We start from the raw sequence: 24,304 nt of genomic DNA, 5'->3' as shown, positions 1-24,304 counted from the left end.
ATGAATATCCTGATCATAGAAGACGAAGCCAAAACAGCAAGGGAGCTGAAGAATATGATCCAGCGGCTGGACGACAGGCTGGTAGTATCCGCCATTATTCCGTCCGTAAAAGCAGCGGTAGACTGGTTCAAGAACAACCCCTCGCCCCAGCTGATCTTATCAGACATCCAGCTGGCGGACGGCCTGAGCTTCGAGATCTTCCGGTCCGTAAACATCACCTGCCCCGTTATTTTCTGCACCGCCTTCGATACCTATGCCATCGAAGCTTTCGGCACATATGGTATCGATTACCTGCTGAAGCCGATAGACGAAAACAAGCTGGCCGCCAGCCTCCGGAAATACGAACAGATGAAACAGTGGATGACCCCGAAAAACAACATGGATTACACACAACTGGAAGCAGTGCTGGCAAAGCTGCAACCCGCCTACAAAAGCGGGATCCTGGTGTTCAGCAACGAGAAGATCATCCCGGTAAAAACAGCGGATATCGCTTTTATCCATTCTGTGGGCGGCGTCGTAAAGGTCTGCACCAAAAACAAACAATTCTACCTGATCAACGAAGTGCTGGACGACCTGGAACCCCAGCTGGACCCCGCCAGGTTCTTCAGGGCCAACCGGCAATACCTCGTGAACCGCGACGTAGTGATGATGGCCGAATATTTTTTTAACCGCCGGCTGATCCTGAAACTGAACATAGAAACTCCGGAGCCTGTCATTATCAGCAAAATGAAAGCCCCGGAGTTGATGGCATGGATGCAACGTTGAAACCTATTCCAGCTTATGACGGCTGAAGAACTCCCAGATCAGGTCGTTCGCGTCTATCACCTGCGAAGGCGGATCGGCCCGCTGCCGCGCCCGCTGGCCTCCCGGCCAGGAATGCCCGCCGTCTTTGGTAAGGTAATGCACGATAGACGGTTCTCCGTTTCCATCCATCCACTGAACAAGTTTATACCGCCCGTCGTCAACAATTACCTGCTGCCCGGGGTTGTACCCGTTCCGCAGGCTCCATATCCGCAGCACCGAATCCACCGGCGGGAAATAATAACCCAGCCGGTTGCTGCCGCCGTAATACGGCACAATCTCGTCCAGTATTGAATGCAGATGAAGGATAGGCACCGCGCGCGCCTGCGTGGCCGGCGGGCTGTGCACCATGGTGCTGCTCACCGGTGCAATGGCAGCGATCTTGCCCGGCAATTCCGCGGCGAGACGGTAAGCCATCATACCGCCGTTGGACATCCCCGTTACATACACCCGCTTCGGATCAACGCGGTAGCTGTTGATCATTTTATCGATAAGGGTACTGATAAATTGTACGTCCGCTATGTTTTTCCTCATCGCATAATCGCAGCAGCTGCCCGCATTCCAGGTGCGGATGCTCATTGTACCGTTACCAGTCACCCCATTTGGGTATACCGCGATGAACCCGGCCTCGTCGGCTTTTTGCGAAAACCCGTAATGCTCTTCAAATTGTCTGGCATTGCCGCCGGTACCATGCAGGCCTATGACCAGCGCATACGTGGCCGTATCTTCATGGTATGCAGGCGGAAGGTTCACTATATAATTACGGCGCAGGCCATTCACGTCTATCGTGGCCTCAAAATTCCGCGCCGGTGGCGTGGAGTCCTTTTTACATCCCCCTGCCAGCTGCGAAATGCCCAGCAATAACGTGCCCGATATCACTTTGATGATCGTTTTCATTTGTATGCTTTATTGTTAACTGTGTGCTCAAATCCGGAACTGAAGTCCATCATCCCCTTCTTTTACTTTTCATTTCCTCCTTCATTTCCTGTTGCATTTTTTTGTACGTGTTATATTGGTTCTTATCCAGCACCCCTTTCATTTCCTTATCGTGCTTGTCGCTTATCTTCCGGAAGGCTTTCAGCTTTGCTAGTTTTGATCCCCCGGATTCTTTTATTCCGGCCAGTTCTTCGAAGTATGCAGTATTGATGACCTTCACTTTTTCCTGCTGATCCTCCGTCAGGTTCAGCTGCGTTTTGTAGGTCTCAAACCTTTCCTGCAATTCTTTTTTCTTCTCCTCCGGTAATTTGGATTGGGCGTTTACAAATGCCGGCGAAAGAACAGCCAGCAGCAGAAACATGATTCTGAATAGTGATTTCATGAGTTTGTTTTTTTTCAAAATTCGATCATGCACCGGATCATAAAAACAGGAAACCATATTAACAGGACAAAATAGCCGATCAAAAGACAACAGGCCCCTAATAGCACAATCCGGCATTGCCTAAAACGGCAAGATCCGCGGCAAGCGCGGATCCTGACTATTATTATTTTTCAATGCCTGAGCCGGTCATCACCGCCTGTTCACCACCGGGAACTGCGATATCCTCAGGTTAGTGCAACCATACGGCACGAGAATGATCTCTTCTTCGTCCTTCTCGGACTCGAAACGGTACGTGACGCTGAACGGCAGCGGGCCCGCCATTTCGTTGTACAGCTGCCATGAAGGGATACGCCGTGCTTTGGTCCGGATGCTGACGGGCGCATTCTCCAGGTTCCAGGGGTACTTGCTCACGGTGCCGCTCTTCTCCACTTTGTATTGCTCTTCCATCTTGTCGCGGCCGGTTTGGATAAGACCGTAGTTCCAGGGCGTGGTGGGACGCACTTCGTAGAACGACTCGCCGCCATAGGAGCCGGGAGGGTTCGGATTTTTGACCAGCTTCATTTCCTCGCCGATCTTCAGGCCATAAGTAAGAGGACCCCGCTCGATGGAAATGGAATTCTCCTGCCAGGTGTTCCGGAAAATATGCATCGGCAAGGTCAGCTCCACCACATCGCCGGATGCCCATTCCCGTTCGATCTTCACCACCTGGTCGCCTTCCGCCTGTTTCCAGGTTTCGCCATTGATCTTGATGGATGCGCTTTTGCACCATGCGGGTATTCTCAGGTGAAAAGGAAAGCTCGCTTTGGCGGATCTCTTCGCCATGGTGAGCGTGAATTTAATGTCTTCGCTGAAAGGATAATTCGTTTCTTCTTTGAATGTCACTCCTACACCGCCGGCTACCTCCGCTTTTACTTCGCTGGGGGAATATACCAGCGCGGCAAGGCCGCCGTCCGCCGTGGCGTACCAGAGGTTCTGGGTGAACTTCGGCCAGCCCTGGTGCATGTTGGCCGTGCAGCAGGGGAAGCCGGAAAGGAGGCCATAACAAAGGTCCGTGCCGTCGTGGTTCGTTTCGAAGTTGCGCATCTTGTTCGTGGCCATCACCTGGTTGGCTTGCTGGAAGTACTGGCGGTACATGAAGTCGTCCGTGGCCTGCGCGGGCAACGCGTTGAAGGCCACCTTCTCCAGGTGATCCGCAAAGCCGGGCTGGCCCGTGATCTCAAGCATGTTTTCCAGCGAGAACATCATTTCTACGGCCGAGCAAAATTCAGAACCCTGCGTGGGATTGTTGCCGTGAAGGGTTTCGTCGCCGCCATACAGCCCGTGCGCCATGCCATTGAATTTGCGGATGTCCGCAAAGCCGGTCTTCACTGCATCCAGGTATTTCTGCTCGGGGTGGCGCTGGTAATAGATAAGCGGTTCCTTGATACCCTGCGCCAGGTTCACGCAGTGGATGCTCCCCTGGGTGGTGAGCATATTCCTTTCAAGGAAGGCGGTGGTGTAATCGAAGGTTTGTTTGTGAATAAGCTCTCCCAGCTCCAGCAGGAAAGCATCGCCGGTGATGTTGTAGAGCCAATATACGACCATCAGGTTATCGCCGCCGCGGTATCTCGCCCAGAACGTCCAGTGGTCCAGGGGTTTGGCGGGCAGCTCTTTCAGCTGGTAACGGAAATAATTGGTCATCAGCTGAATGACCCTTTTATCGCCGGTGGCGGAATAATATTGTTTGAGCACTTTCAGCATCACCATCTTCGGCCACCAGTCGCGGCTGTTGTCCCGCTGCACGCCCGGCTCAGGGCCATAATCTTTAGAAGGACCGAAGTACCCGTCCGGCTGCTGGCTGTTGAGCGCCCATTCCACCCAGGGTTTGGTTTTGGCGATGAGTTCCTTGTCGTTAAGGATATAAGCCAGCGGCAGCAGGCCGTCTATCCAGTAGGGGCCGCGCTCCCACTGGTCGCCATCGCCACCCAGCCATCCGTTGCGGTTGCTCATCACCGCGGGGTACAGCTTGTCCAGGTTGCCCGTTGCCCCGCTTTTCTGGCGCAGCAGCATTTCTTTCAGCCAGCCTTCCGCCCTGATGGCGCCGAGCGGCAGTTCCATGTAAGGATTCTGCCGCAAAGGGGCGCGGCTCCTGATCGTTGTGACCGTTCCGTTCTTTTTCTCCTGCGCCGTTGCCTGCAACATCCAGCCGGTACAAACAACAGACAGCATCAATAGTAATCTCATATTCTGCATTTTAGTATACACGCGCCTTAAAAGGCAAACGGGCTGTACGCAACGGTGCGGGCCCGTTTGCCAGAATCGGCTTCACATAAAGTAATAATTTATTACTGAAGTTTAGGATTAGAGTTAACAGCGGACTGCGGGATCATAAACACCGCCCTGCCTGCGCCCTGCGGTTTATGCGAGAGCCAGCTCTTTTTGGTGAACACCCCGAACCGGATGTTGTCCCTGCGGCGCTGCGCCTCCCATGCAAATTCCCAGCCCAGCTCATCCATGAACCCGCCGAATTGTACGGGATCGGTATTGCCGGCGTCCACCATCACGTAATTTTCCACATACCCATACCGGTAGCGGGTATTGGCCAGCAGTGATGCGCCGGTAACGATGGCTTTGGCCGGATCGCTGAAGTTGCGCCTGCGAACGTCCGTCACGATCTGCGCGGCGCCATTGGCGTCACCGGAACGCATCATGCATTCGGCTTTCATCATCAGCACCTGTGAATAGCGGAAGAAGGGAAAATCGTTACTAAGGTCAAAACGGGCGCCCACTTTGATCTCGAACTTGTTCTGCCGGTACCCTTCGGATTCGCCGGTGAACAGGCCGTCAGGCAGGTTCTTGGTAAACACGAGGTTCTGCCCCGCTTTGTCGTAAGAGCCTTTCAAAGGGGTCACCCCGTCCAGCGCGAACTGTGCGCCCATCAGCCAGGTATCGGCCAGGCGCTTGTCTGCCGGGTCGTAAGTGTCTATAAACTGGGATATGCCCATCGCGGAGCCGGAACCCCAGGGCGTTACCTGCATGGCGCGTTTGTCGCGCAGCGCGGCATGCCAGGAGAACATATCCACAAAAAAGCCGCCACCGCGGTTCTCATCGAAAGGAACGGCCAGCACGATCTCCGCGGAATTTTCGTTCTGGGTGGCGAACACATTGCGGTAATTCGTTTCCAGGGAATATTTGTTGCTGCCGATAATATCGTTGCATTCGCGGAGGCAGTCGGCCCATTTCGCTTCGCCGGTGTACACCTGGGCATTGAGGTAAATATTGGCCAGCAAAGCTTTCGCCGCCCACCTGTTGAAACGCCCGTGCACCGGCCTGCCCGTTTCCACGCTCAGGTCCGGCATGGCGGCGGTCAGTTCGGCTACAATAAAATCGTATATCTCTTTGCGCGCGGCCTTATCCGGCAGTTCGGTAGTGGTGGTGGTCACCAGCGGCGCATCGCCGAAATTATCGCAGATCAGCCAGTAGAAAAAAGCCCTGGCAGCTCGCATCTCCGCCACCAGTGATGCGGTGCTCTCACCCGAAGGAGTAGGCACCTTGCCGGATTCCAGCTGCGATATCACCCGGTTGGCATTGGTCACGCCGCGGTACAACACGTTCCACATATTGAGCAGCTGCGGGTTCTCCGAATTCCAGGTATGCAGGTGCATCCTTTTGAAAACCCCGCCATCGTCCCAGCCCGAGGGATTGGCCGGCATCACCAGCTCGTCTGAAGTGGTTTCCTGCACCATGTAAAAATTGGTGTGGCCAAACAGGCTCCTCATATTGGCGTACACGATACCCATGGCGGCGGTGGCGCTTTCGTAGGTGTAATTCTGTTCGGTTACGTCCGAGTACACGATTTCGTCAAGATCATTATTGCAGGCGCCAAGCGTTACCGGGATAACGAGGGCCAGGATGTATTGTTTTATCAGTTTCATGATCGGTGTCAATTATAAGGTGAAAGAAGCGCCCAGTGTAAACGTGGTAGTGGCGGGGTAACGGTTCCTGTCGTCCAGCCCCGGCGTGAGGCCTGTAACGCCTACCTCGGGATCCACGCCGGAATATTTCGTGAAAGTGGCCAGGTTGGAGCCGGAGGCATATACCCGCAACGCTTTGAACGGCGTGCCCTTCAGGCTGATGTTATACCCGACCGTCACGTTGTCTATCTTCCAGTAATCGCCCTGCTCCACGTAATAGCTCAGGTAGTTGAGCGACTGGTCGTCCGCCAGAGGGCGTTTGCCATAGATGTTATCGTAAGCGGACCTGAGCAGGTTACCCCGCGTGAGCATCACCGGCGCGGCGTAGAACATGCGGGGCGTGTTCAGTATCTGGAACCCGAAGGCGCCGCGCATGGTCACGTTCAGGTCGAAATTCCTATAGCTGAGGCTGTTGTTGAAGTTCAGGTAATGTTTGGGCAGGCCGTTGCCGAGCACCTGCTTGTCGTCTGCCTGCTGATCAGCGATGGGTTTGGGCTTGCCGTCTTTCCCCTCGATGATCCAGTAACCCCGGTCGTCGATATCAACGGATCTGAATCCCCAGAAGTTCCCCACCGGCTGCCCGATCTGAATGCGCGCAATGGGCTGCTGGATGGGCTCTTCCGTGGTGCCCGCGTCGAAGAAGCCGGCGGCGAGCTGGAAATTTTTATCGGACAGCGAAAGCAGCTTGTTCCGGTTGGTGGAATAGTTCACAGAGGTGTTCCACTTCAGGTCTTTCTGGTCGATCGCCGCAAAGTTCACCTGGAATTCTATGCCTTTGTTCTCCATGGAAGCCGCGTTCGCGCGGATGGTGTTGTAGAGGTAGGGCGGCGTGGGCACGGAGTAATCCATCAAAAGATCGCGCGTCACGCGCCTGTAGAGGTCCAGCGAACCGGTCAGGCGGTTGTTCCAGAAACCATAATCAATCCCGATATTCGACTCTTCCTTCTTTTCCCAGCGCAGGTCGGGATTCGCATTGGTGGAGGGATTGATCACCTGTACCCATTGCCCGTCGATGAGCATGTAAGTGTCAAAGTTGAGACGGTTCAGCGACATGTAAGGCGTATTGGGCTCGGTGCCGGTGATACCGAAACCGCCGCGCAGCTTCAGCGCGCTAATCACCTTGGAACCTTTCAGGAAGTTTTCGTTACTGATGTTCCATCCCGCGGAGATCGCCGGAAAGTTGCCGTACTTGTTGTTCAGGCCGAATTTTGAAGAACCTTCCCGGCGGATGCTCGCCATCAGCAGGTATTTGTTGTGCAGACTGTAGTTGAGGCGGAAGAAATAACCGACCAGCTTGTTGCTGCTCTGGTAAGAGCTCTGCGGCGCCTCGCCACGGGCCAGCGCAAGGCCGGCGCCCATGTTGTTATAGGAGAAATCATCGGTAGGGAAGTCCCAGTTCTGCATCCAGTAATCCTGGTAATTGGTTTCCCGCCAGCTGTAACCGGCGAGCGCGGTGAAGTCGTGGGCATTGACCGTTTTCTGGTAATTGGCCGTCAGCTCCAGGAGATTTTCTTCCGAGCGGGTAGTGCCGCGCGAAGCGTAGCCGTTCCTGCCATCGCGCAGGGTGGAGTAATGGCGTTTGCTTTCATAATAACCGCGCACGCTGTTGTTAAGGTCGCGCGAACCGAGGATCATCAGGTCCAGGCCTTTGATGGGGGAATACGTAACCGTTCCCAGCGTTCTGAGGTTGCTGTTCTGGTTCTTGCCGTCGGTTTCCATCAGCAGCGACACGGGGTTGGCATAGGCCGTTTTGTCCGTATGCTCGGTCCAGTTACCGTTTGCATCTTTCACCGGGTCGGTGGGATTGTAGGTCATGCCATTGCGGTACACGTCGCCGCGGTAGCTGCCGCCGTCTGTACCGGCGAAGAACGTCTGCTGGTAGCCGCTCAGGTTCGCATTAAGGCGCAGCTTGCCGCCGAACATCCGGTGGTTCACTTCAATGCGGGGGTACAGCATTTTGTTGTCCGACCGCAGCACCAGGCCTTCCATGCTGCGATAGTTCAGGTTGGCGATGTAGCTTGTGTTCTGCGATCCGCCGCGGAGGCTGATATTGTATACCTGTGAAATAGGCGTGCGGGTGATCTCATCCATCCAGTCCGTATCCGCGCCATAATCGAACGCGCCCGGCTTGCCCTGGGCCACGAGCTCACGGTATTCACCGGCACTCATAAAGTCCAGCCTTCTCGTGATCTTTTGCGTGGTAATATAACTGTTCACCTCCAACGTAGCCGGGGTTTCGCCATTCACTTTCCTGGTGGTGATGAGGATAACGCCGTTCGTACCCCTGGTACCATAGATCGCCGCGGCAGAGCCGTCTTTCAGCACATCGATCGATTCGATGTCTTCCGGCGCAACCGTGGTAAGCGTTCCCGGCACACCGTCTATCAGCACCAGCGGCGAAGTGCCGGACGCGAGGGTGGTGATACCGCGGAGGTTGATCTGCGCCGTGCCTGTGGGATTGGCGTCTGGCGTTATCACGTTGAGGCCGGCCACTTTACCGCGCACCAGCTGCGCGGCGTCCTGCACTGCTCCTTTTACAAAGTTTTCAGATTTTACGCTGGCGATGGCCGTTGTTACCCGCTCGCGTTTCTGCGTGCCGTATCCCACTACCACCACGGCATTGAGAGAGGTTTCTTTGGCCACCAGCCGTACGTTCACGGTGGTCCTGCTGCCTACCGCAATTTCCTGCGGTGTGAAGCCGATGTAACTAAAAACGAGTATGACCTGGCCGCCGGGAATATTAATACTGTACCTGCCCGCGGCATCGGTGGCGGCGCCGGTACCGGAGCCTTTCACCCGCACGCCTACGCCGGGCAGCGGCGTGCCTGATTCGTCTGTAACTGTTCCGGAAACATTTACCTGCTGGTAATAGGGACGGGGCGCCGCGCTCCCGGAAAAGGCGGTGGAAACCGGCCTGGCCGTACTTTCAAGGCAGGGAACGGATACAATAGCCAGCTGGAAAAATGTGGCGCCCACAATTTTGATCCAACCGGGCTGGAGAGGTAAGCTTCTTTTCATAACGGTCAGCTATTTGGTGAATAATTGTAAAGTTGAGCAGGACATTCAGCGGCACATTTCACGGTATCTTTCCGTGAAACAGGCGGCGTTTGGACATCTTGCACGACGTGGTATATTTTGGTTGTTTGCTGCGTATTCAGCGGAATGCATCAGGCAGGGTCAAAATAAAGCGATAAAAAAATCGCGGGCTTAACACCGCGTATCAAAATCCTGCCAATTTGTATCACGGTTATTGCTCCATGGTGTTTTGCGGGCGTTTTAGCTATTTTTGATAAGATCATTTACTGTGGCATGAGATATTGTATTATATACACGCTGCTGCTTTGGTGTGCCGGCACGGCCAGCGGGCAGCCCGTCTATTTCCGGCATTACCAGGTGGAAGACGGGCTGTCCAACAACACGGTGTTCTCCGTTTTCCAGGACTCGCGCGGGTTTATGTGGTTCGGCACCAAGGAAGGCCTCAACCGCTTCGACGGCGGCACTTTCAAGGCATTCAATATGAAGCAGGACAACCAGCAGGATGTGAAGGAATTTGTGTACAGCATCGCGGAAGGCCTCCGCCAGACGTTGTGGGTGGGCACGCGGAAAGGGCTTTATGAATTTGATCCGCGCACAGAGGACTTTACATTGCTCAGCCCCACGCGGGACAGCGAGATACTTGATATTCAGCCGGACCGCAAGGGGAAGGTGTGGTTCACGTCGGACCTGCAGCTGTATTGTTACGACGAACAGCAGCGCAGCACGCGTTATTATGATTTTCATCTTCCGCAGTCCCTCAGGATCGCGGCCATCTGCATCAGCAACGATCAAACCGTATGGGTCTGCTCGATAGACGGTTACCTCTTCCGTTATGATCCTGCAAAAGACACGTTCCATTGCGTGAACCTTTCTTCCAAAACCGGCGCGCAAAGGCCGGGCGAAGTGAACAGCATCTGCAGCACACCTTCCGGGCAGATCCTCATCGGCACCATCCGCGGGCTTACCGCCTACGATCCATCCGCTGGCACATACCGCCCGCTGCTGGGACTTCCTGCGCAGCAAAAGCCGGTGTATGTGAGAGACATCCTGGCTTTTTCGGCAGGCGAATACTGGATAGCCTCGGAGTCCGGCATTCACAGCATCGACCTGGAAACGGGGCGCTCCGTGAATATGCGTCAGCAGGATTCCGATCCTTATTCGGTTTCGGACAACGCGGCCTATGCGCTCCATAAGGATACGGAAGGCGGCATCTGGTGCGGCACTTATTTCGGCGGAGTGAATTATTATCACAGCCGCCACAGCTATTTTTCGAAATACTTCCGCAACAGCAGCCCGGGCAGCCTGAGCGGGAACGCGGTGAGGGAATTGTGTGCGGACGGGAATGGTAACCTTTGGGTTGGCACTGAAGACGCGGGCCTGAACAAACTTAACATGCGCACCGGCGAAGTAACACGTTTCACCTCTCCCGCAACGGTTTCATCCACGAATATACACGCCCTGCTGATCGACGGCAACGAGCTGTGGGTGGGCACTTTCCAGCAGGGGCTCGATGTGCTGGACCTCCGTACCGGCAAACGCCTGCGGCATTATAATGCAGACAGGGCCGCCAACGGGCTGTTGTCCAACTTCATTATTTCCGCCTGCAGAACGCGGGCCGGGGAAATGTTGTTCGGCACGAGCCATGGCATTTTCCAATACCAGCGCGGCACCGGGCGTTTTGAGCTGGCCGGCGGGTTCCCGGAAAACAGTTACGTGTTCTGCCTGTTCGAGGACAGTGAAGGCGTTATCTGGGCCGGCACCATCGGCAACGGACTATATTTCTACAATACAAAAACAGGGGAAAAGGGCAATTTCAGTTATGACGCCAGCAACAAGCACAGCCTGAGCAGCAACAGCGTATGCGGTATTTTCCAGGACAGTGGCGGAAACCTCTGGATCTCCACTGAAGGGGGCGGCGTGTGTAAACTGGGTAAGGACCGGCGCAGCTTCACCCGCTTCAACACCGGTTCCGGCCTGCCGAGCAATATGGTGTACAAGGTGCTGGAAGATAAGAACAAACAGCTCTGGATCAGCACTTCGCAGGGACTAGTGCGCTACGATCCGGCAAAGAATAACTGGAAAGTTTATACCAAAGCCCACGGCCTGCTCACCGACCAGTTTAATTACAGTTCAGGTTTCCGGGATTCCAGCGGCGCCCTGTATTTCGGCAGCGTGAAGGGTTTGATCAGTTTTAACCCTGACCTGGTGGCGCAGGACAAGGCCAGTCCGCCCGTATACATCACCAGCTTCCAGGTGAATAACCAGGAGCTGCCGGTCAGCCGTTCCACGATGCCGCGCGCGGTTTCCTTCACCGATACGATCATGCTCGCTTACGATCAGTCATCTTTTGCGATCGGCTTTGCCGCGCTCACGTACATCGCGGCGGACATGACGCAGTACGCTTACCGGCTGGACGGGCTGGATGAAGACTGGACGTACCTGCCCTCCAACCGCAAGGTCTATTTCACCGATCTCTCGCCAGGCGATTACACGTTCCGGATCAGAACAGCCGGTAACGACGACGATTGGGTGAACATGGAAACGCGGCTGCATATCCGTATTTCTCCGCCCTGGTGGCTTAGCCCGCTTGCATATTTTATTTACACAATGATCGCGCTTGGGTTGATCTACATGCTGGTAAGCGCCTACCACCGCCGCCAGAAAGAAAAACACAAACGCAGGCTGGCGCTGTTCGAACAGGAAAAGGAAAAAGAAGTTTACAAGGCGAAGATCGAATTCTTCACCAATGTGGCCCACGAGATCCGCACCCCGCTGACGCTGATCAAAGCGCCGCTGGAAATGGTGATGGACGAAGTTGGGGAGCAGCCGAGGATCAAAAAAAGCCTGAAGAACATTGAAAGGAATACCGAACGGCTTGTGGCATTGACGGACCAGCTGCTTGATTTCCGCAAAACGGAGAACCAGGGTTTTTCGCTCAGCTTCGTGAAGGTGAATCTGCCCAAGCTGGTGCGGGAGAATTTCCAGGCGTTCGCATCCGCGGCGCAGCAACGGTCGCTGTCGTTCAATATTGAACTGCCGGAGAAAAGTTTCCATGCGTTTATCGACATCGAAGCGTTCCACAAGATCATGAGCAACCTTGTTGGCAACGCTGTGAAATATGCCTTGGAAAAAGTGCTGGTGCGGGTGCTGCCTCCATCCGGAGAGCAAGGTACGTTCCGCGTAGAAGTGAGCAACGACGGCGCGTTGATCCCCTGGGCACTGCGGGAAAAGATCTTCGAGCCCTTTTTCCGGATAGACGCCACCGCGCAGCCCGGGTCCGGCCTGGGTCTCCCGCTGGCCCGCGCGCTCACCCAGCTGCACAACGGCATGCTGGAATTACAGCAGGCAGATGGCGGGATGAACACATTTGCGCTCACCCTGCCCATACATCAGAAAATTGAATTCAAGCTCAGCTCCGTACAGAAAAAATCCACGTAAGACATGCAACCGACACTCCTGGTAGTAGACGATAATAAAGAGATACTTGAGCTCGTGGAAGAGATCCTGGGAAAGGAATACCAGGTGATCCGCACGACGAACGCCGCGCAGGCCCTGGAAATGCTGGCCACTACTTCCGTACAGCTGGTGATCAGCGATGTGATGATGCCGGTGATGGACGGGTTTGAGTTCTGTAAAAAGATCAAGTCGAACCTTGAATACTGCCATATCCCGGTCATTCTGCTAACCGCGAAGAACACGCTGATGTCGCGGATCGAAGGGCTGGAACTGGGTGCGGATGCGTATATCGACAAACCTTTCTCGCCCCGGCACCTGAAAGTGCAGATCGCGAACCTGATCGCCAACCGGAATATGATCAGGGAATATTTTGCCAATTCGCCGCTGGTGCATATGAAAACGATGGCCAACGGCAAAGCCGACGAACTTTTCCTGGAACAGCTGAATGACATCATCGTGCAGAACCTGGACAATCCGCAGCTGGACGGTGAATTCCTGGCCGAAACGCTGAACATGAGCCGCCCTACCTTGTACCGGAAAATAAAAGCGATCTCCAATCTCACCATCCATGAACTGATCAACCTGGCCAGGCTGAAGAAGGCGGCGGAACTGCTGGCCGAGGGGACATACCGGATATTCGAGGTATCCAACATAACGGGGTTCAGTTCACCCAATCACTTCAACCGGATTTTCTTCAAACAATTCAACATGACGCCGGGCAGCTTTATGAAGAAGAACGGGCCGGGCGGCGGTAAGGCGGAGGCGGATTAGTTTTTTGCAGCGGTAGTTGCTATCGGGATTTCTTATTCACCTTTAACCCTGGTGTAATTAATTTCTGATCTTTTTATTATTTTATCACCAAGCACCGAATATATCTCGACGGTATACTGGTCATTGCCGGTAATTTTCATTAGACTGCGTATGATCATTTTCATTCCGGGGCGGGCGCCGGTCTCAGCTTCGTAAGTAATGGTCCTGGTTGCCGGGTCGTACACCCCTTCGGATACGGCAATCCCCGTGTTCCAATGGTTTGCGATCATCGCGTTCACAAATTTCTTTTTTTGATTATCGTACGCCTCTATTATCATATCCTGGTAGGCTACTTCTTTTCCATCGGACCAGGGCATTACCAGCTTTCCACCGGTTGTTTCAAAAATAAAATAGCGGCCGTCCATTACAGGTTTCCTTGTTGCCAGGCCTTTGAATGTTACAGGTTCTGCATTAGGCGGGAAATGACTGCCGCTGAAACTCCAGCTTCCCGCCAGGTTTGAAAGCAGCGCATGGTTTTCTCCTGTTTTGGATAATTCAATTCTTTGTTTCATTTGCTCATCCTTATTATCCTGAGCGGTGAGCGGCGTTCCCGAAGTGGCGATTAACGCCAGGATGGTACATGTGGGGATTGACAATATTGCTTTCATATCCGGGGTTTTAGTATTTACGGAGAACTAATATGAAGTGGGGTAGTCCCTCAAATATATGTCATTTTTTATTCCCTTTTAATAAGCAGGAAGAGGCTGTCTCCTGTATTTGCGAACACAGGAAACAGCCCCTTTTTCCAGCTATTAATTTCATTAAGATTTAATAAACTCCAGCAGATCGGCGTTTATGGTTGCCGCTTCAGTAGTGGGCATGCCGTGCGGGAAACCGGGATACGTGATCAGCTTCCCGTTCTTCAGCAATTTTGCTGCCTTTAAAGCCGTAAGCTGGAACGGAACGATCTGATCGTCCTCGCCATGCATCACCAGCACCGGCACATTCACGCTTTTCAGGTCTTCCGTAAAATCCGTTTCAGAGAACGCCTTGATACAGTCATAATGAGCTTTTACTGCGCCCATCATGCCCTGCCGCCACCAGTTGTCCCTGATGCCCTGGGATATTTTCGCCCCTTCACGGTTGTAGCCGTAAAACGGCATCGTAAAATCCTGGAAATATTGCGGGCGGTTGAAGGCGGTACCTTCGCGGATCTCGTCAAATATGGACATCGGGATGCCTTCGGGATTGCCCGCCGTTTGCGCCATGATGGGCGTAACCGCGCTGATCAGCACCGCTTTGGCTACCCTGCCGGCTCCATGTTTTGCCACGTAGCGGATCACTTCGCCGCCGCCGGTTGAATGGCCGACGTGTATGGCGTCTTTCAGATCAAGCGCCTTTGCAAGTTCCGCAACGTCTGCCGCGTAGGTGTCCATGTCATGACCGTCGGCAGCCTGGGACGACCTTCCGTGGCCCCTGCGGTCATGTGCGATCACTCTGAAACCTTTATTGAGGAAAAACATCATCTGGGCGTCCCAATCGTCTCCCGATAAAGGCCATCCGTGGTGGAAAACGATCGGCTGTCCTTTTCCCCAGTCCTTGTAATAGATCTCTGTCCCGTCCTTTACTGTGATCTTGCTCATACGCTGTTTTTTGATGGTTATTGTATGGATTAAAGGTAGGGATTTAACCGGTTGCGGGAGAGGTGAGGTTGATTACGTTTTCGTGGTTTTTTCTGTATTATTTATGGCAGGGAGGAATAAGGACCCGGCGCCAGGATTTTTTTGGCGAATTAAATATTTCACTAATTTTGCAGCCATGAGGATGTCTCCAACACTTTAATACTTCTCCTTCTACATTTTTACGTGTGATAGCTATCACAGGCATTGCTATTGCTATTATTCATCCTCATATCATCTTTATGGAAGAAGTATTGAATTCAATTCAGATAAAACAGTTTATTGAAGAAGGTTTCATTCGCATCGACAATGCGTTTCCCGCGGAGGTCGCCGCCGAGGTCCGAAATATTTTGTGGAAAGATATGGATGCCGACCCTGGCGATCCGTCTACCTGGACAAAACCCGTTATCCGTTTAGGGATGTATTCGCAGCAGCCGTTTGTGCAATCGGCCAATACATCAATATTGCATGCTGCCTTCGATCAATTGGTGGGAAAAGGTAAATGGATACCCTGTATGGCCATGGGCACTTTCCCGGTTCGTTTTCCATCAGCGGAAGATCCAGGCGATACAGGCTGGCATGTTGATGTCAGTTTTGGCGATCATCCAACGAATTTTTTGGAGTGGCGTGCAAACTGGCGCTCGAAGAACAGGGGATTGTTGATGTTATTCCTTTATTCGGATATCGGAGAAAAAGATGCGCCTACAAAAATTAAGGTGGGCTCACACCTGGATATTGCGCGGTTATTAAAACCTCATGGAGAGCAAGGCTTATCACTTCTGGAGATGGCTGCACAATTTCCCTCATTGCCGGAAAGAGCGGAAATAACGGCTACAGGCAAGGCCGGTACCGTATACCTGTGCCATCCTTTTTTAATACATGCAGCACAACCCCACAGAGGAAAAGAACCACGATTTTTGGCGCAGCCTCCGTTATTGCTTAAAAGTGACCTTATGCAGGAAAACGAAACAGGCAATTTTTCTCCTGTTGAAGTGGCTATGCAACTGGGGATAAGCGGGTAAAAAAAATAAAAGAGAGGTGCTTAAAGCATCTCTCTTTTTATGCTGTTTTGTTTGCAATTATCCTTTATATTCCGGGTCAAATTCCACAATCCATTCAATACCGTATTTGTCTCTGAAACAACCAAAATATGAACCCCAGGGACTATCGCCAATGGGTCCTTCTATTTGCCCTCCCACTGAAAGCCCATTAAATAATTTGTCTGCTTCTTCTTTACTTTCCGCACTTATTACAATTTTACTTCTGTTCTCATTTTCGTTTGTTTTTCCCATAATTTCCGGAACATCATTTGCCCTCAACATGTTACTTTTACCGATAGGTAAAGCAATATGCATAATTTTATTTTCTTCTTTTTCTGCTATCGGGAATTCAGGACCTGCAAGGTCTTTGAAACGGATAATCTTTGCAAACTCTCCGCCAAATACTGACTTGTAAAAGGTAAATGCTTCTTCTGCATTTCCGTTGAAATTAACATGAGGATTGATATGTGGCATAATCTTTATTTTTTAGGTTGTTAAATTCGTACTTCCTTATTTGTTTTGACTGCCGTTTTGAAAACGAAAATCATTTTTGCGATAAAGTCGTCAACAGGTTTTCCAGATTATTCATTGACATTTTAAATCCTTCTGTGAAGCCCATTTCAATCATCTTCTCCATACGGGCAAGAGATTCATTATAAATAGTAATACGCACTGTTGTCTTTCCGTTCTGTTCGCTAAAAGTGTAATCCCAATCAGAACCCGGTAATTCAGGGTTTTCATCTTTGTCCGCAAAAGCATTAAACATTTTGAAATTGGTTTTTGGGCTAATTGATGTGTATCTCTGAATTGCCCAACGCTCTTGTCCTTCGGGGCTTACCATCGCATAAAATCTTCGTCCGCCCACCTTGAAGTCCATAAATTTTGTTTTTGCTGTCCAGGGTTTAGGGGCTACCCATTGGTCAAGGATCTCTGCTTTGGTAAATGCATCCCATACCAGCGACAGGTCAGCATCAAATTCCCTCGTTATGAATACCGTTTTCGCCGCTTTGTCAACGGTAAAATCAAATAGTAAGTTCATTTTTTCTTGTTTTTTAAAGTGTACAATACTTCATCGAGTCGTTTGAAACTTTCTTCCATAATCTTCCGGAACTGGTCAAGCCAGGTATCGATCTCTTTCATTTTATCGATTTTCAGTTCATAGAAGATCTCCCTTCCTTCCTGCCTTGGAACCAGGAGGTCGCATTCGGATAGGATGCGCAGGTGTTTGGATATTGATTGCCTTCTGATCTCAAAATGCTCCGCAATGGCATTGGGAGTCATTGCCTGTGCTGCCACCAGCACGAGGATCGCTCGCCGGGTGGGGTCTGCAATTGCTTGAAAAATATCGCGTCTCATGAGTTATAATTATGAAGCCGTTCGGCTGCAAATATATGCGAAGCCGATCAGCTGCACAAATTTTATTTTGCTTCACTGCCAAAAAACGAAAAGGTCGCCTAAGCGACCTTCCGGATGATGATTATTTGTTCTCCTCTGAGCAGTTATCTAACCAGGTATTGCATGATTGAATAAATGACAACTCCCGTAGTGATATTTTTAATTTTGCGCCGGGTATCATCCGGTAGCATTTACAGCAGAAATAAAAAAAGGGTTTCATTTCTGAAACCCTTGGTCGCTCCCCCTGTTGGACTTGAACCAACGACCCTCTGATTAACAGTCAGATGCTCTAACCAACTGAGCTAAGGAGGAATTTTCCCGCTTCACCATTGAATTTCAATCGCAAATTGGGATTGCAAAAATAGACAAAATTTCATTTCTGCAAAATCTATTTCAACTTTTTTTCTAAACACCCCTATTTCTGATATCTTTATAGCAGCCAGAATTAATATGAAGTGGATCCTGTTCACCCTGCTACTGCTTTTAAACGCCAGGGCGCACGCCTTGCACGGTAAAGACAGCCTGCTGCATCAACTCAATATCCTGATCGAAAAAACGTCGGAATTCGATGCGCAAAAATATGCCCAGCTGAACTCGCTCAAAACAGCCTTCCATAACGCACGCCTCCCGGAACAAAAATACACCGCCTGCCTCCGGCTCTACGATGCCTACAAAGCTTTCAACTACGATTCCGCCTTCTCATACGCCCTGCTCCTCGGCTCCCTCGCCGGTAAAATGCAGGACCCCGACCGCATCGCATACGCCAACATCAAGCTGGGCTTCATCCTTCTCTCCTCGGGCATGTTCCGCGAAACAGCCGCTGTGATGGACACCCTCCGCGTGATGCACCTGCCCGATTCCATGAGGGCCGAATATTATGTGCTGATGCGCCGGTATTATTACGACCTGGCCGATTATGTGAACGACCGCCACTATTCCCCCCAATACCTCCGGGAAGCCAACCGCTATACGGACTCCGCCGCCGCCATGTACCCGGAAAACCACTTCGAACGGCTCAGCTGCCTGGGATACAAGTTCTTTAAAATGGGGCAGATGGACTCCGCCCAATATTACCTCAACCGCTCCCTCGCCCTGGACCTTACTTACCACCAGCAGGCCATGATCAAAGCTAACCTCGGCTCCATATGTGTGGCTTTAAAGGAATACGACAAGGCGATCGAACTGCTGGCAGAATCCGCCACGGCAGACATTCGCGGCTCCATCAAGGAAACCACCGCGGCTTTTAACCTGGCCTCCATCCTGTTCCAGACGGGCGACGTGAAACATGCCTCCCATTATATTGAACGCGCCATCGAAGACGCTACCTTCTACGGCGCCCGGCAGCGCAAAGTGCAGGTGAGCGCCATTCTCCCCATTATCGAAGGGGAAAGGTTCAATACCGTGGAAAGCCAGAAAAACCGGCTCTTCGTTTACCTCGGTATCGCCACCTTCCTGCTGCTGGCCTCTATCGTACTGTCGTTCATCATCTTCAAACAGTTCCGCAAACTCAAAACCGCGCAGAACATCATCACCAAAGCCCACCTCCGCCAGCAGGAGATCAACGACAAACTGCTGGAATCCAATAAGATAAAAGAAGAATACATCGGCTACTGCTTCCATATCGCCTCCGCGTTCATAGACAAGATCGAAAAACTGAAAAACCAGGTGGACAGCCGGCTTACGGACCACAAATACGCCGAGATCCGCTACATCGTCAATAATATTAATATCAAACAGGAAAGGGAAGAACTCTTCCACAACTTCGACCGCATCTTCCTCCGCATCTTCCCCAACTTCGTCACGGAATTCAATTCCTTCTTTAAAGAAGAAGACCAGGTTCGCCTCAAAGAGAACGAACTCCTCAATACAGACCTCCGCATCTACGCCCTCATCCGCATCGGCATCAGCGAAAACGAAAAAATAGCCCGCATCCTCGAATACTCAGTGAACACCATTTACGCGTATAAAACCAGGATCAAGAACAAATCAACCGTTCCAAACGACGAATTTGAAGACCGGATCATGCAAATTAAGATATAAAACCACCAATATTACGAATATTTATATATAAATACAACTCCTTATTTTCCAATAGTTTAAGTCGAGCGCAAAGGCAAATTAACTTGATAATTTCTATAATCAGCCCATACTAATTTGCCGCCACTGTTATACCCGTTTACTTTGATACTGTTCAACCAAAACTAGTTCCACGTACAGTACTCCACCCACTGTACTTATCCTAAAAAATCTCTAAATACTACGTTATGACCAAAACGCGACTACTAAAAGCGCTGCTTTTCTGTCCGCTATTATTCCTGGCGGCAGCAGTCCTGGCCCAGACAAAACCAGTTTCCGGAAAGATCACAGACGACAGAGGCGAAGTTATCATCGGCGCCAGCGTCCAGGTGAAGGGAACTACCACCGGTACCGTTACGGACCAGAACGGCCATTTTAAACTCAATGTTCCTGCCTCGGCCACTACTTTGTTAGTGAGCTTTATCGGCTACACCCAGCAGGAAGTGAGCATTGCCAATACCTCACAGGTAAACGTGGTGCTGCAAACCGAAAACACCACGCTCACCGATGTGGTGGTGGTAGGTTACGGCACCGCCCGTAAAAAAGACCTTACCGGCTCTGTGGCCTCCCTCAAAGCCAAAGATTTCAACAAAGGCATTACCAACGCGCCCGACCAGCTCATCCAGGGCAAAGTGGCCGGCCTCATGGTGGTGAACACCAGCGGCGCGCCCGGCGCAGCCACTACGGTGCGCATCCGCGGGGTATCGTCTGTACGCTCCGGCAACCAGCCGCTCTACGTGATAGACGGGGTACCGCTTGACGGCCGTGTGGCACGCCCCGCCATCAATGCGAACGGCCTTGGCGCCACGCCGGACGCTAACCCGCTCAACTTCGTGAACGCCTTCGACATCGCTTCCATGGACGTGCTGAAAGACGCCTCCGCCACAGCCATCTACGGTTCCCGCGGCTCCAACGGCGTGATCATCATTACCACCAAAAGAGGAACGGAAGGTCCTGCCAAGCTCGACTTCAACTACTCCGTGGGCGCATCCACCATCATGAAAAAACTGAAAGTGCTGAACGCCAGCGAATTCCGCACCGTGCTCGATTCCTATAAATTCACCAGCGGCGATGGCGGCGGCGATGAGGACGCCATGAAAGCCATCACCCGCACCGGCATCACCCAGAACTTCAACCTGGGCATCAGCGGCGGTTCCGAAAACGCCCGCTACCGCGCTTCGTTCGGCCTCATGAACCAGGAAGGCATCATCCGTAAATCAGGCCTGAAAAAATATACCGGCAACCTTTCCGGGCAGTTCAAATTCCTGGAAAGTAAAAAGCTCGGTCTCGACTTTAACCTGATGGCCGCCCAGACCATTGAACAAATGGCGCCCGTCACCAACAACGCCGGCTATCGCGGCAGCCTTATCGGCCAGGCCCTTCAGTGGAACCCCACGGTGCCCCTGCACAATGCGGACGGCTCGCTGAACCAGCTGAGCGGCAATGCGGCGGTGAACCCGCTCGCCATGTCTGAAGCCTGGAACGACCAGGCCAACATCTCCTACATCCTCGGCAGCATCAGCCCGTATTTCAAGATCACCGACGACCTGGAATACCGGTTCCTGTTCTCCATCAACCGGCAAACAGGCATCCGCCGCACCGAGCTGAAAAGCTACATCACCCTGCCGGAAGTGGAAGGCTTAGGCCAGGCTTACTACGGCAACGCCGAGCTGACCACCAAGCTGTTCACCCACACCCTGAGCTACAACAAACAGATCTCCACCGCCTTCAACCTGAATGCGATGGTAGGTTACGAATACCAGGATTTCGTGTACAAAGGTGTGGACGTTGGCGCGCTCGGTTTCACCACGGACGCGTTGCCATACACCAGCATCCTCCAGAACGCCCAGCAGACCAATACTTTCATTTCCTCCTTCGTGAACCCGCAGTCTGAGCTGCAATCCATCTTCGGAAGGGTAACGGCCAACCTGCGCGACAAGTACCTGCTTACCGCCACCATGCGGGCAGACGGGTCCAACAAATTCGGGACGAACAACCGTTACGGCTATTTCCCTTCTTTCGCGGCTAAATGGAACATCAGCAGCGAAGAATTCATGAAAGGCGGCACCTTCTTCCAGAACCTCGCCCTGCGCGTTGGATGGGGCATTACCGGCAACCAGGAATTCCCCGCAGGCGCTGCACAGGAACAATATGCGCTGGCCGGCGCTGGCGGCGCATCCCAGCTGAACGTGGCCAACCCGGACCTGAAATGGGAAAAGTCCAACCAGCTGAACGCCGGTGTTGATTTTGCCATCCTGGACAACCGGATCACGGGCAGCGTGGATTATTTCCATAAAAAAACGACGGACCTGCTCTTCAACTACACCGCCATCGTGCCCGGCCCCGCATCCAACCTCTGGATCAATATGCCGGGAGATATCACCAATAAAGGCGTGGAAGTGGCCCTGCGCGGAGACATTATCCGCAACAAGGACCTTACCTGGGGCCTTGGCGTGAACGCCACTTTCATCAGCAACGAATTGCAGAACTACACCGGTCCCGACGTGCTCACCGGCGCCATCAGCGGCCAGGGCGTATCCGGCGCTACGGTACAGCGTTTCGCCAACGGCCAGCCGCTGAACGTGTTCTACGTGCGCAAATACGAAGGCCTGGATAAAGACGGCCTGGCCATGTATGCGGATAACGGGAACACCATGTATTACATGGGCGATCCCAATCCCAAGCAGCTGCTGGGCATTAGCACAGACCTCTCTTACAAAAAATGGTACGTGGCCGTCAACTTCAACGGCGCATTCGGGCAGGACATCTATAACAACACCGCTAACACCGTGTTGCCGGTGAACAACCTTTCTTCCCGCAACATCGCGCGCAGCCTGATGGGCAACAACGAAAACCTCGCGAACCCGATCACCACATCATCCCGTTATCTCGAAAAAGGTGATTTCGTGAAACTGACGAATGCCACCATCAGCTACAGTCTCGGCAACATCGGCAAAGTATTTAAGAACGTAAACATCTCCCTCACCGGGCAGAACCTTTTAGTGTTCACCAACTACAGCGGCTTCGACCCGGAAGTGAATACGGATAAAAGCATCAACGGCGTGAACTCGTTCGGTATCGAATATTCGCCCTACCCAACGGCAAGGAACATCATCCTCGGCGTAAGCGTTTCACTCTGATCCATTATTCACTCAAAAACTACTATCATGAATTTCCATAAAAAACTATCCACGCTTGCGCTTGCCGGCCTCACACTGGCCAGCTGCACCAAGCTCGATGAACAGCTGGGTTCCACCCTCGAAAGAAGCCAGGCCGATTCCGTGATACAGGTAGCCTCATTGCTCAAAACCGCGTACGACGGGCTGCAGCTACCCTACCAGGACCAGAGCAATCTCTGGGCCCTGCAGGAGATGCCGTCTGACGAAGCAGTGGCTCCCACGCGCGGCGGCGACTGGGACGACAACGGCCAGTGGCGTTCCCTCAAGACCCATACCTGGACCGCGGAACATCCCATCATCGGTTCAACTTTCACCAACCTGCTGCTGCTGCAATATTCCGCCACCAACGTGCTGAACTTCCGGCCTTCCAAACAGCAGGCGGCCGAAGCGCGTTTTCTCCGCGCCCTGTCTATTTTCTCCGTGCTGGACGCATTTGGCCAGGTGCCTTTCCGCGAGCCGGGCGAAGACCTTCGCAAGGCGCCCAAGGTGATGACAGGCACAGAAGCCGTGGAATTTATCATTTCGGAGCTTACGGCCATTATCCCCGACCTGCCTGAACGCTCCAACACCGTGCGCGCTTATGTAGCCAATAAAGACGCGGCCCGTACGCTGCTGATCAAAACCTACCTGAACAAAGGCGCGTTCCTGAATCCCGCCCAGCCCACGTTCGACGCGGCGGATATGACGCAGGCCATCACCCTGGCAGACCAGGTGATCAACTCCGGGCGCTACACGCTCGCCAATAATTACTTCGACAACCTGGCTTATAACAACGACGTGATCGGAACGGAGAATATCTTCACCCAGCAGAACGGACCCGGCCTCAGCACCGTGCGGCCGGGTAACGCCGCTTTTTGCCATTGGGCGCCCACCTTGCATTATCATCAAACGCCGGGCGGCTGGAACGGCTTTGCTACTGTTTCCGCCTTTTACGACAAATTTGAAGCGGCAGACACGCGCCGCGGTGGCGCTTACCCCAGCGTAACGCCGCTCACGGGGCTCCATGTAGGTTTCCTCGTAGGTCAACAATTTGACAAGAACGGTACCGCGCTGAAAGACCGCAAAGGCAATATGCTCGCCTTCACCCGCGAGCTGGCCCTGCAGGAAAGCGGCAACGACCTTGAGATCAAAGGCATCCGCGTAGTGAAATACCCGCCGGACATGGTTACAGACGGCGGCTCCAACGGCAACAACGGCAGCAATGACTGGGTATTCTTCCGCCTGGGGGACGTAATGCTCATGAAGGCTGAAGCCCTGCTCCGCTCCGGCAATGCACCCGCAGCGCTCATCGTTGTGAACCAGCTGCGCCTGAAACGCAAAGCCTCAGCGCTCGTTGCCCTCACGCTGGACGTGCTGCTGGACGAACGCGGCCGCGAGCTCTACTGGGAAGGCTGGCGCCGCCAGGACCTGATCAGGTTCAACAAATACCTGCTGCCCTGGCAGCTGAAGCCTGCCGACAATCCCAGGAACCTGTTGTTCCCGATACCCGTAAGCGATCTGGCTGTTAACCCCAACCTCAAACAGAATCCCGGGTACTAATTCCTGAATGCTCAGGAAAACATCCCAGCAAGGGGCGCTATACGCCCCTTGCCGGATTCTTTTTTGCAAAAACCTAACAGAG

At 52.8% G+C, this 24,304-nt stretch carries 17 protein-coding genes and 1 tRNA gene; 7 read left to right on the top strand and 11 right to left on the bottom strand.

All coding sequences use genetic code 11. The features are described 5' to 3' along the window. Complete coding sequence (locus ACTJIK_RS03440) at positions 1 to 765, top strand: LytR/AlgR family response regulator transcription factor (protein ID WP_440644905.1); 765 nt, start codon at positions 1 to 3, stop codon at positions 763 to 765. A 3-nt stretch (positions 766 to 768) separates the two neighbouring features. Here ACTJIK_RS03440 and ACTJIK_RS03435 read toward each other — a convergent pair whose 3' ends face one another. The 5 genes from ACTJIK_RS03435 to ACTJIK_RS03415 form a co-directional block, all read right to left on the bottom strand. Next, positions 769 to 1,698, bottom strand: coding sequence for an extracellular catalytic domain type 1 short-chain-length polyhydroxyalkanoate depolymerase (locus ACTJIK_RS03435; protein ID WP_440644903.1), 930 nt, complete (start codon positions 1,696 to 1,698; stop codon positions 769 to 771). Positions 1,699 to 1,747: 49 nt separating this feature from the next. Then, positions 1,748 to 2,119 (bottom strand): hypothetical protein, encoded by a 372-nt coding sequence (locus tag ACTJIK_RS03430; protein ID WP_440644901.1) that lies wholly within the window; start codon positions 2,117 to 2,119, stop codon positions 1,748 to 1,750. Between the two features lie 189 nt (positions 2,120 to 2,308). Continuing rightward, positions 2,309 to 4,342, bottom strand: coding sequence for a beta-L-arabinofuranosidase domain-containing protein (locus ACTJIK_RS03425; protein ID WP_440644900.1), 2,034 nt, complete (start codon positions 4,340 to 4,342; stop codon positions 2,309 to 2,311). A 101-nt stretch (positions 4,343 to 4,443) separates the two neighbouring features. Beyond that, on the bottom strand, positions 4,444 to 6,033 hold the full coding sequence (locus ACTJIK_RS03420; RefSeq protein WP_440644899.1) for a RagB/SusD family nutrient uptake outer membrane protein: 1,590 nt from the start codon (positions 6,031 to 6,033) through the stop codon (positions 4,444 to 4,446). Positions 6,034 to 6,045: 12 nt separating this feature from the next. Next, positions 6,046 to 9,090: a SusC/RagA family TonB-linked outer membrane protein gene (locus ACTJIK_RS03415; protein WP_440644898.1), complete on the bottom strand. Its 3,045-nt coding sequence runs from the start codon at positions 9,088 to 9,090 to the stop codon at positions 6,046 to 6,048. 291 nt (positions 9,091 to 9,381) lie between these two features. Between ACTJIK_RS03415 and ACTJIK_RS03410 the strand changes: the two genes are divergently transcribed. Both ACTJIK_RS03410 and ACTJIK_RS03405 read left to right on the top strand, forming a co-directional pair. Then, positions 9,382 to 12,546 carry a ligand-binding sensor domain-containing protein gene (locus ACTJIK_RS03410; protein ID WP_440644897.1) on the top strand — a complete coding sequence of 1,055 codons (3,165 nt, stop codon included), beginning with the start codon at positions 9,382 to 9,384 and terminating at the stop codon, positions 12,544 to 12,546. 3 nt (positions 12,547 to 12,549) lie between these two features. Next, a complete protein-coding gene (locus ACTJIK_RS03405) occupies positions 12,550 to 13,335 on the top strand; it encodes a response regulator transcription factor (RefSeq protein ID WP_440644896.1) in 786 nt (261 codons plus the stop codon). A 32-nt stretch (positions 13,336 to 13,367) separates the two neighbouring features. Here the strand turns inward: ACTJIK_RS03405 and ACTJIK_RS03400 are convergent, their stop codons facing one another. Then, entirely contained in the window at positions 13,368 to 13,982 is a 615-nt protein-coding gene (locus ACTJIK_RS03400; protein WP_440644894.1) for a DUF1579 family protein, read from the bottom strand. A gap of 153 nt (positions 13,983 to 14,135) precedes the next feature. Then, positions 14,136 to 14,957 (bottom strand): alpha/beta fold hydrolase, encoded by an 822-nt coding sequence (locus tag ACTJIK_RS03395; RefSeq protein ID WP_440644892.1) that lies wholly within the window; start codon positions 14,955 to 14,957, stop codon positions 14,136 to 14,138. A 224-nt stretch (positions 14,958 to 15,181) separates the two neighbouring features. Between ACTJIK_RS03395 and ACTJIK_RS03390 the strand changes: the two genes are divergently transcribed. Further along, on the top strand, positions 15,182 to 16,015 hold the full coding sequence (locus tag ACTJIK_RS03390) for a phytanoyl-CoA dioxygenase family protein (RefSeq protein ID WP_440644891.1): 834 nt from the start codon (positions 15,182 to 15,184) through the stop codon (positions 16,013 to 16,015). A 57-nt stretch (positions 16,016 to 16,072) separates the two neighbouring features. Here ACTJIK_RS03390 and ACTJIK_RS03385 read toward each other — a convergent pair whose 3' ends face one another. From ACTJIK_RS03385 to ACTJIK_RS03370, 4 genes are all read right to left on the bottom strand, one after another. Beyond that, on the bottom strand, positions 16,073 to 16,507 hold the full coding sequence (locus ACTJIK_RS03385; protein ID WP_440644890.1) for a VOC family protein: 435 nt from the start codon (positions 16,505 to 16,507) through the stop codon (positions 16,073 to 16,075). Positions 16,508 to 16,577: 70 nt separating this feature from the next. Next, entirely contained in the window at positions 16,578 to 17,072 is a 495-nt protein-coding gene (locus ACTJIK_RS03380; RefSeq protein WP_440644889.1) for an SRPBCC family protein, read from the bottom strand. Then, the gene (locus ACTJIK_RS03375; protein WP_440644888.1) at positions 17,069 to 17,389 is read right to left on the bottom strand and encodes an ArsR/SmtB family transcription factor; all 321 of its coding nucleotides are present in this window, start codon (positions 17,387 to 17,389) and stop codon (positions 17,069 to 17,071) included. Before ACTJIK_RS03375 ends, ACTJIK_RS03380 begins: the two co-directional genes overlap by 4 nt. Positions 17,390 to 17,666: 277 nt before the next feature. After that, positions 17,667 to 17,740: transfer RNA gene (locus ACTJIK_RS03370), tRNA-Asn, on the bottom strand. A 138-nt stretch (positions 17,741 to 17,878) separates the two neighbouring features. Here ACTJIK_RS03370 and ACTJIK_RS03365 point away from each other — a divergent pair. The 3 genes from ACTJIK_RS03365 to ACTJIK_RS03355 all read left to right on the top strand — a co-directional run bounded on the left by ACTJIK_RS03365 (position 17,879) and on the right by ACTJIK_RS03355 (position 24,222). Beyond that, entirely contained in the window at positions 17,879 to 19,468 is a 1,590-nt protein-coding gene (locus ACTJIK_RS03365) for a DUF6377 domain-containing protein (protein ID WP_440644886.1), read from the top strand. Between the two features lie 224 nt (positions 19,469 to 19,692). Continuing rightward, the gene (locus tag ACTJIK_RS03360; RefSeq protein WP_440644885.1) at positions 19,693 to 22,644 is read left to right on the top strand and encodes a SusC/RagA family TonB-linked outer membrane protein; all 2,952 of its coding nucleotides are present in this window, start codon (positions 19,693 to 19,695) and stop codon (positions 22,642 to 22,644) included. A 27-nt stretch (positions 22,645 to 22,671) separates the two neighbouring features. Continuing rightward, positions 22,672 to 24,222 carry a RagB/SusD family nutrient uptake outer membrane protein gene (locus ACTJIK_RS03355; RefSeq protein ID WP_440644884.1) on the top strand — a complete coding sequence of 517 codons (1,551 nt, stop codon included), beginning with the start codon at positions 22,672 to 22,674 and terminating at the stop codon, positions 24,220 to 24,222. The last annotated feature ends 82 nt before the right edge of the window (positions 24,223 to 24,304 follow it).

The organism is Chitinophaga sp. 22620, from assembly GCF_052044405.1.
Classification (GTDB): domain Bacteria; phylum Bacteroidota; class Bacteroidia; order Chitinophagales; family Chitinophagaceae; genus Chitinophaga.
Note: the sequence above shows the minus strand (reverse complement) of the source record. Positions and strands in the feature narration are given on the sequence as shown.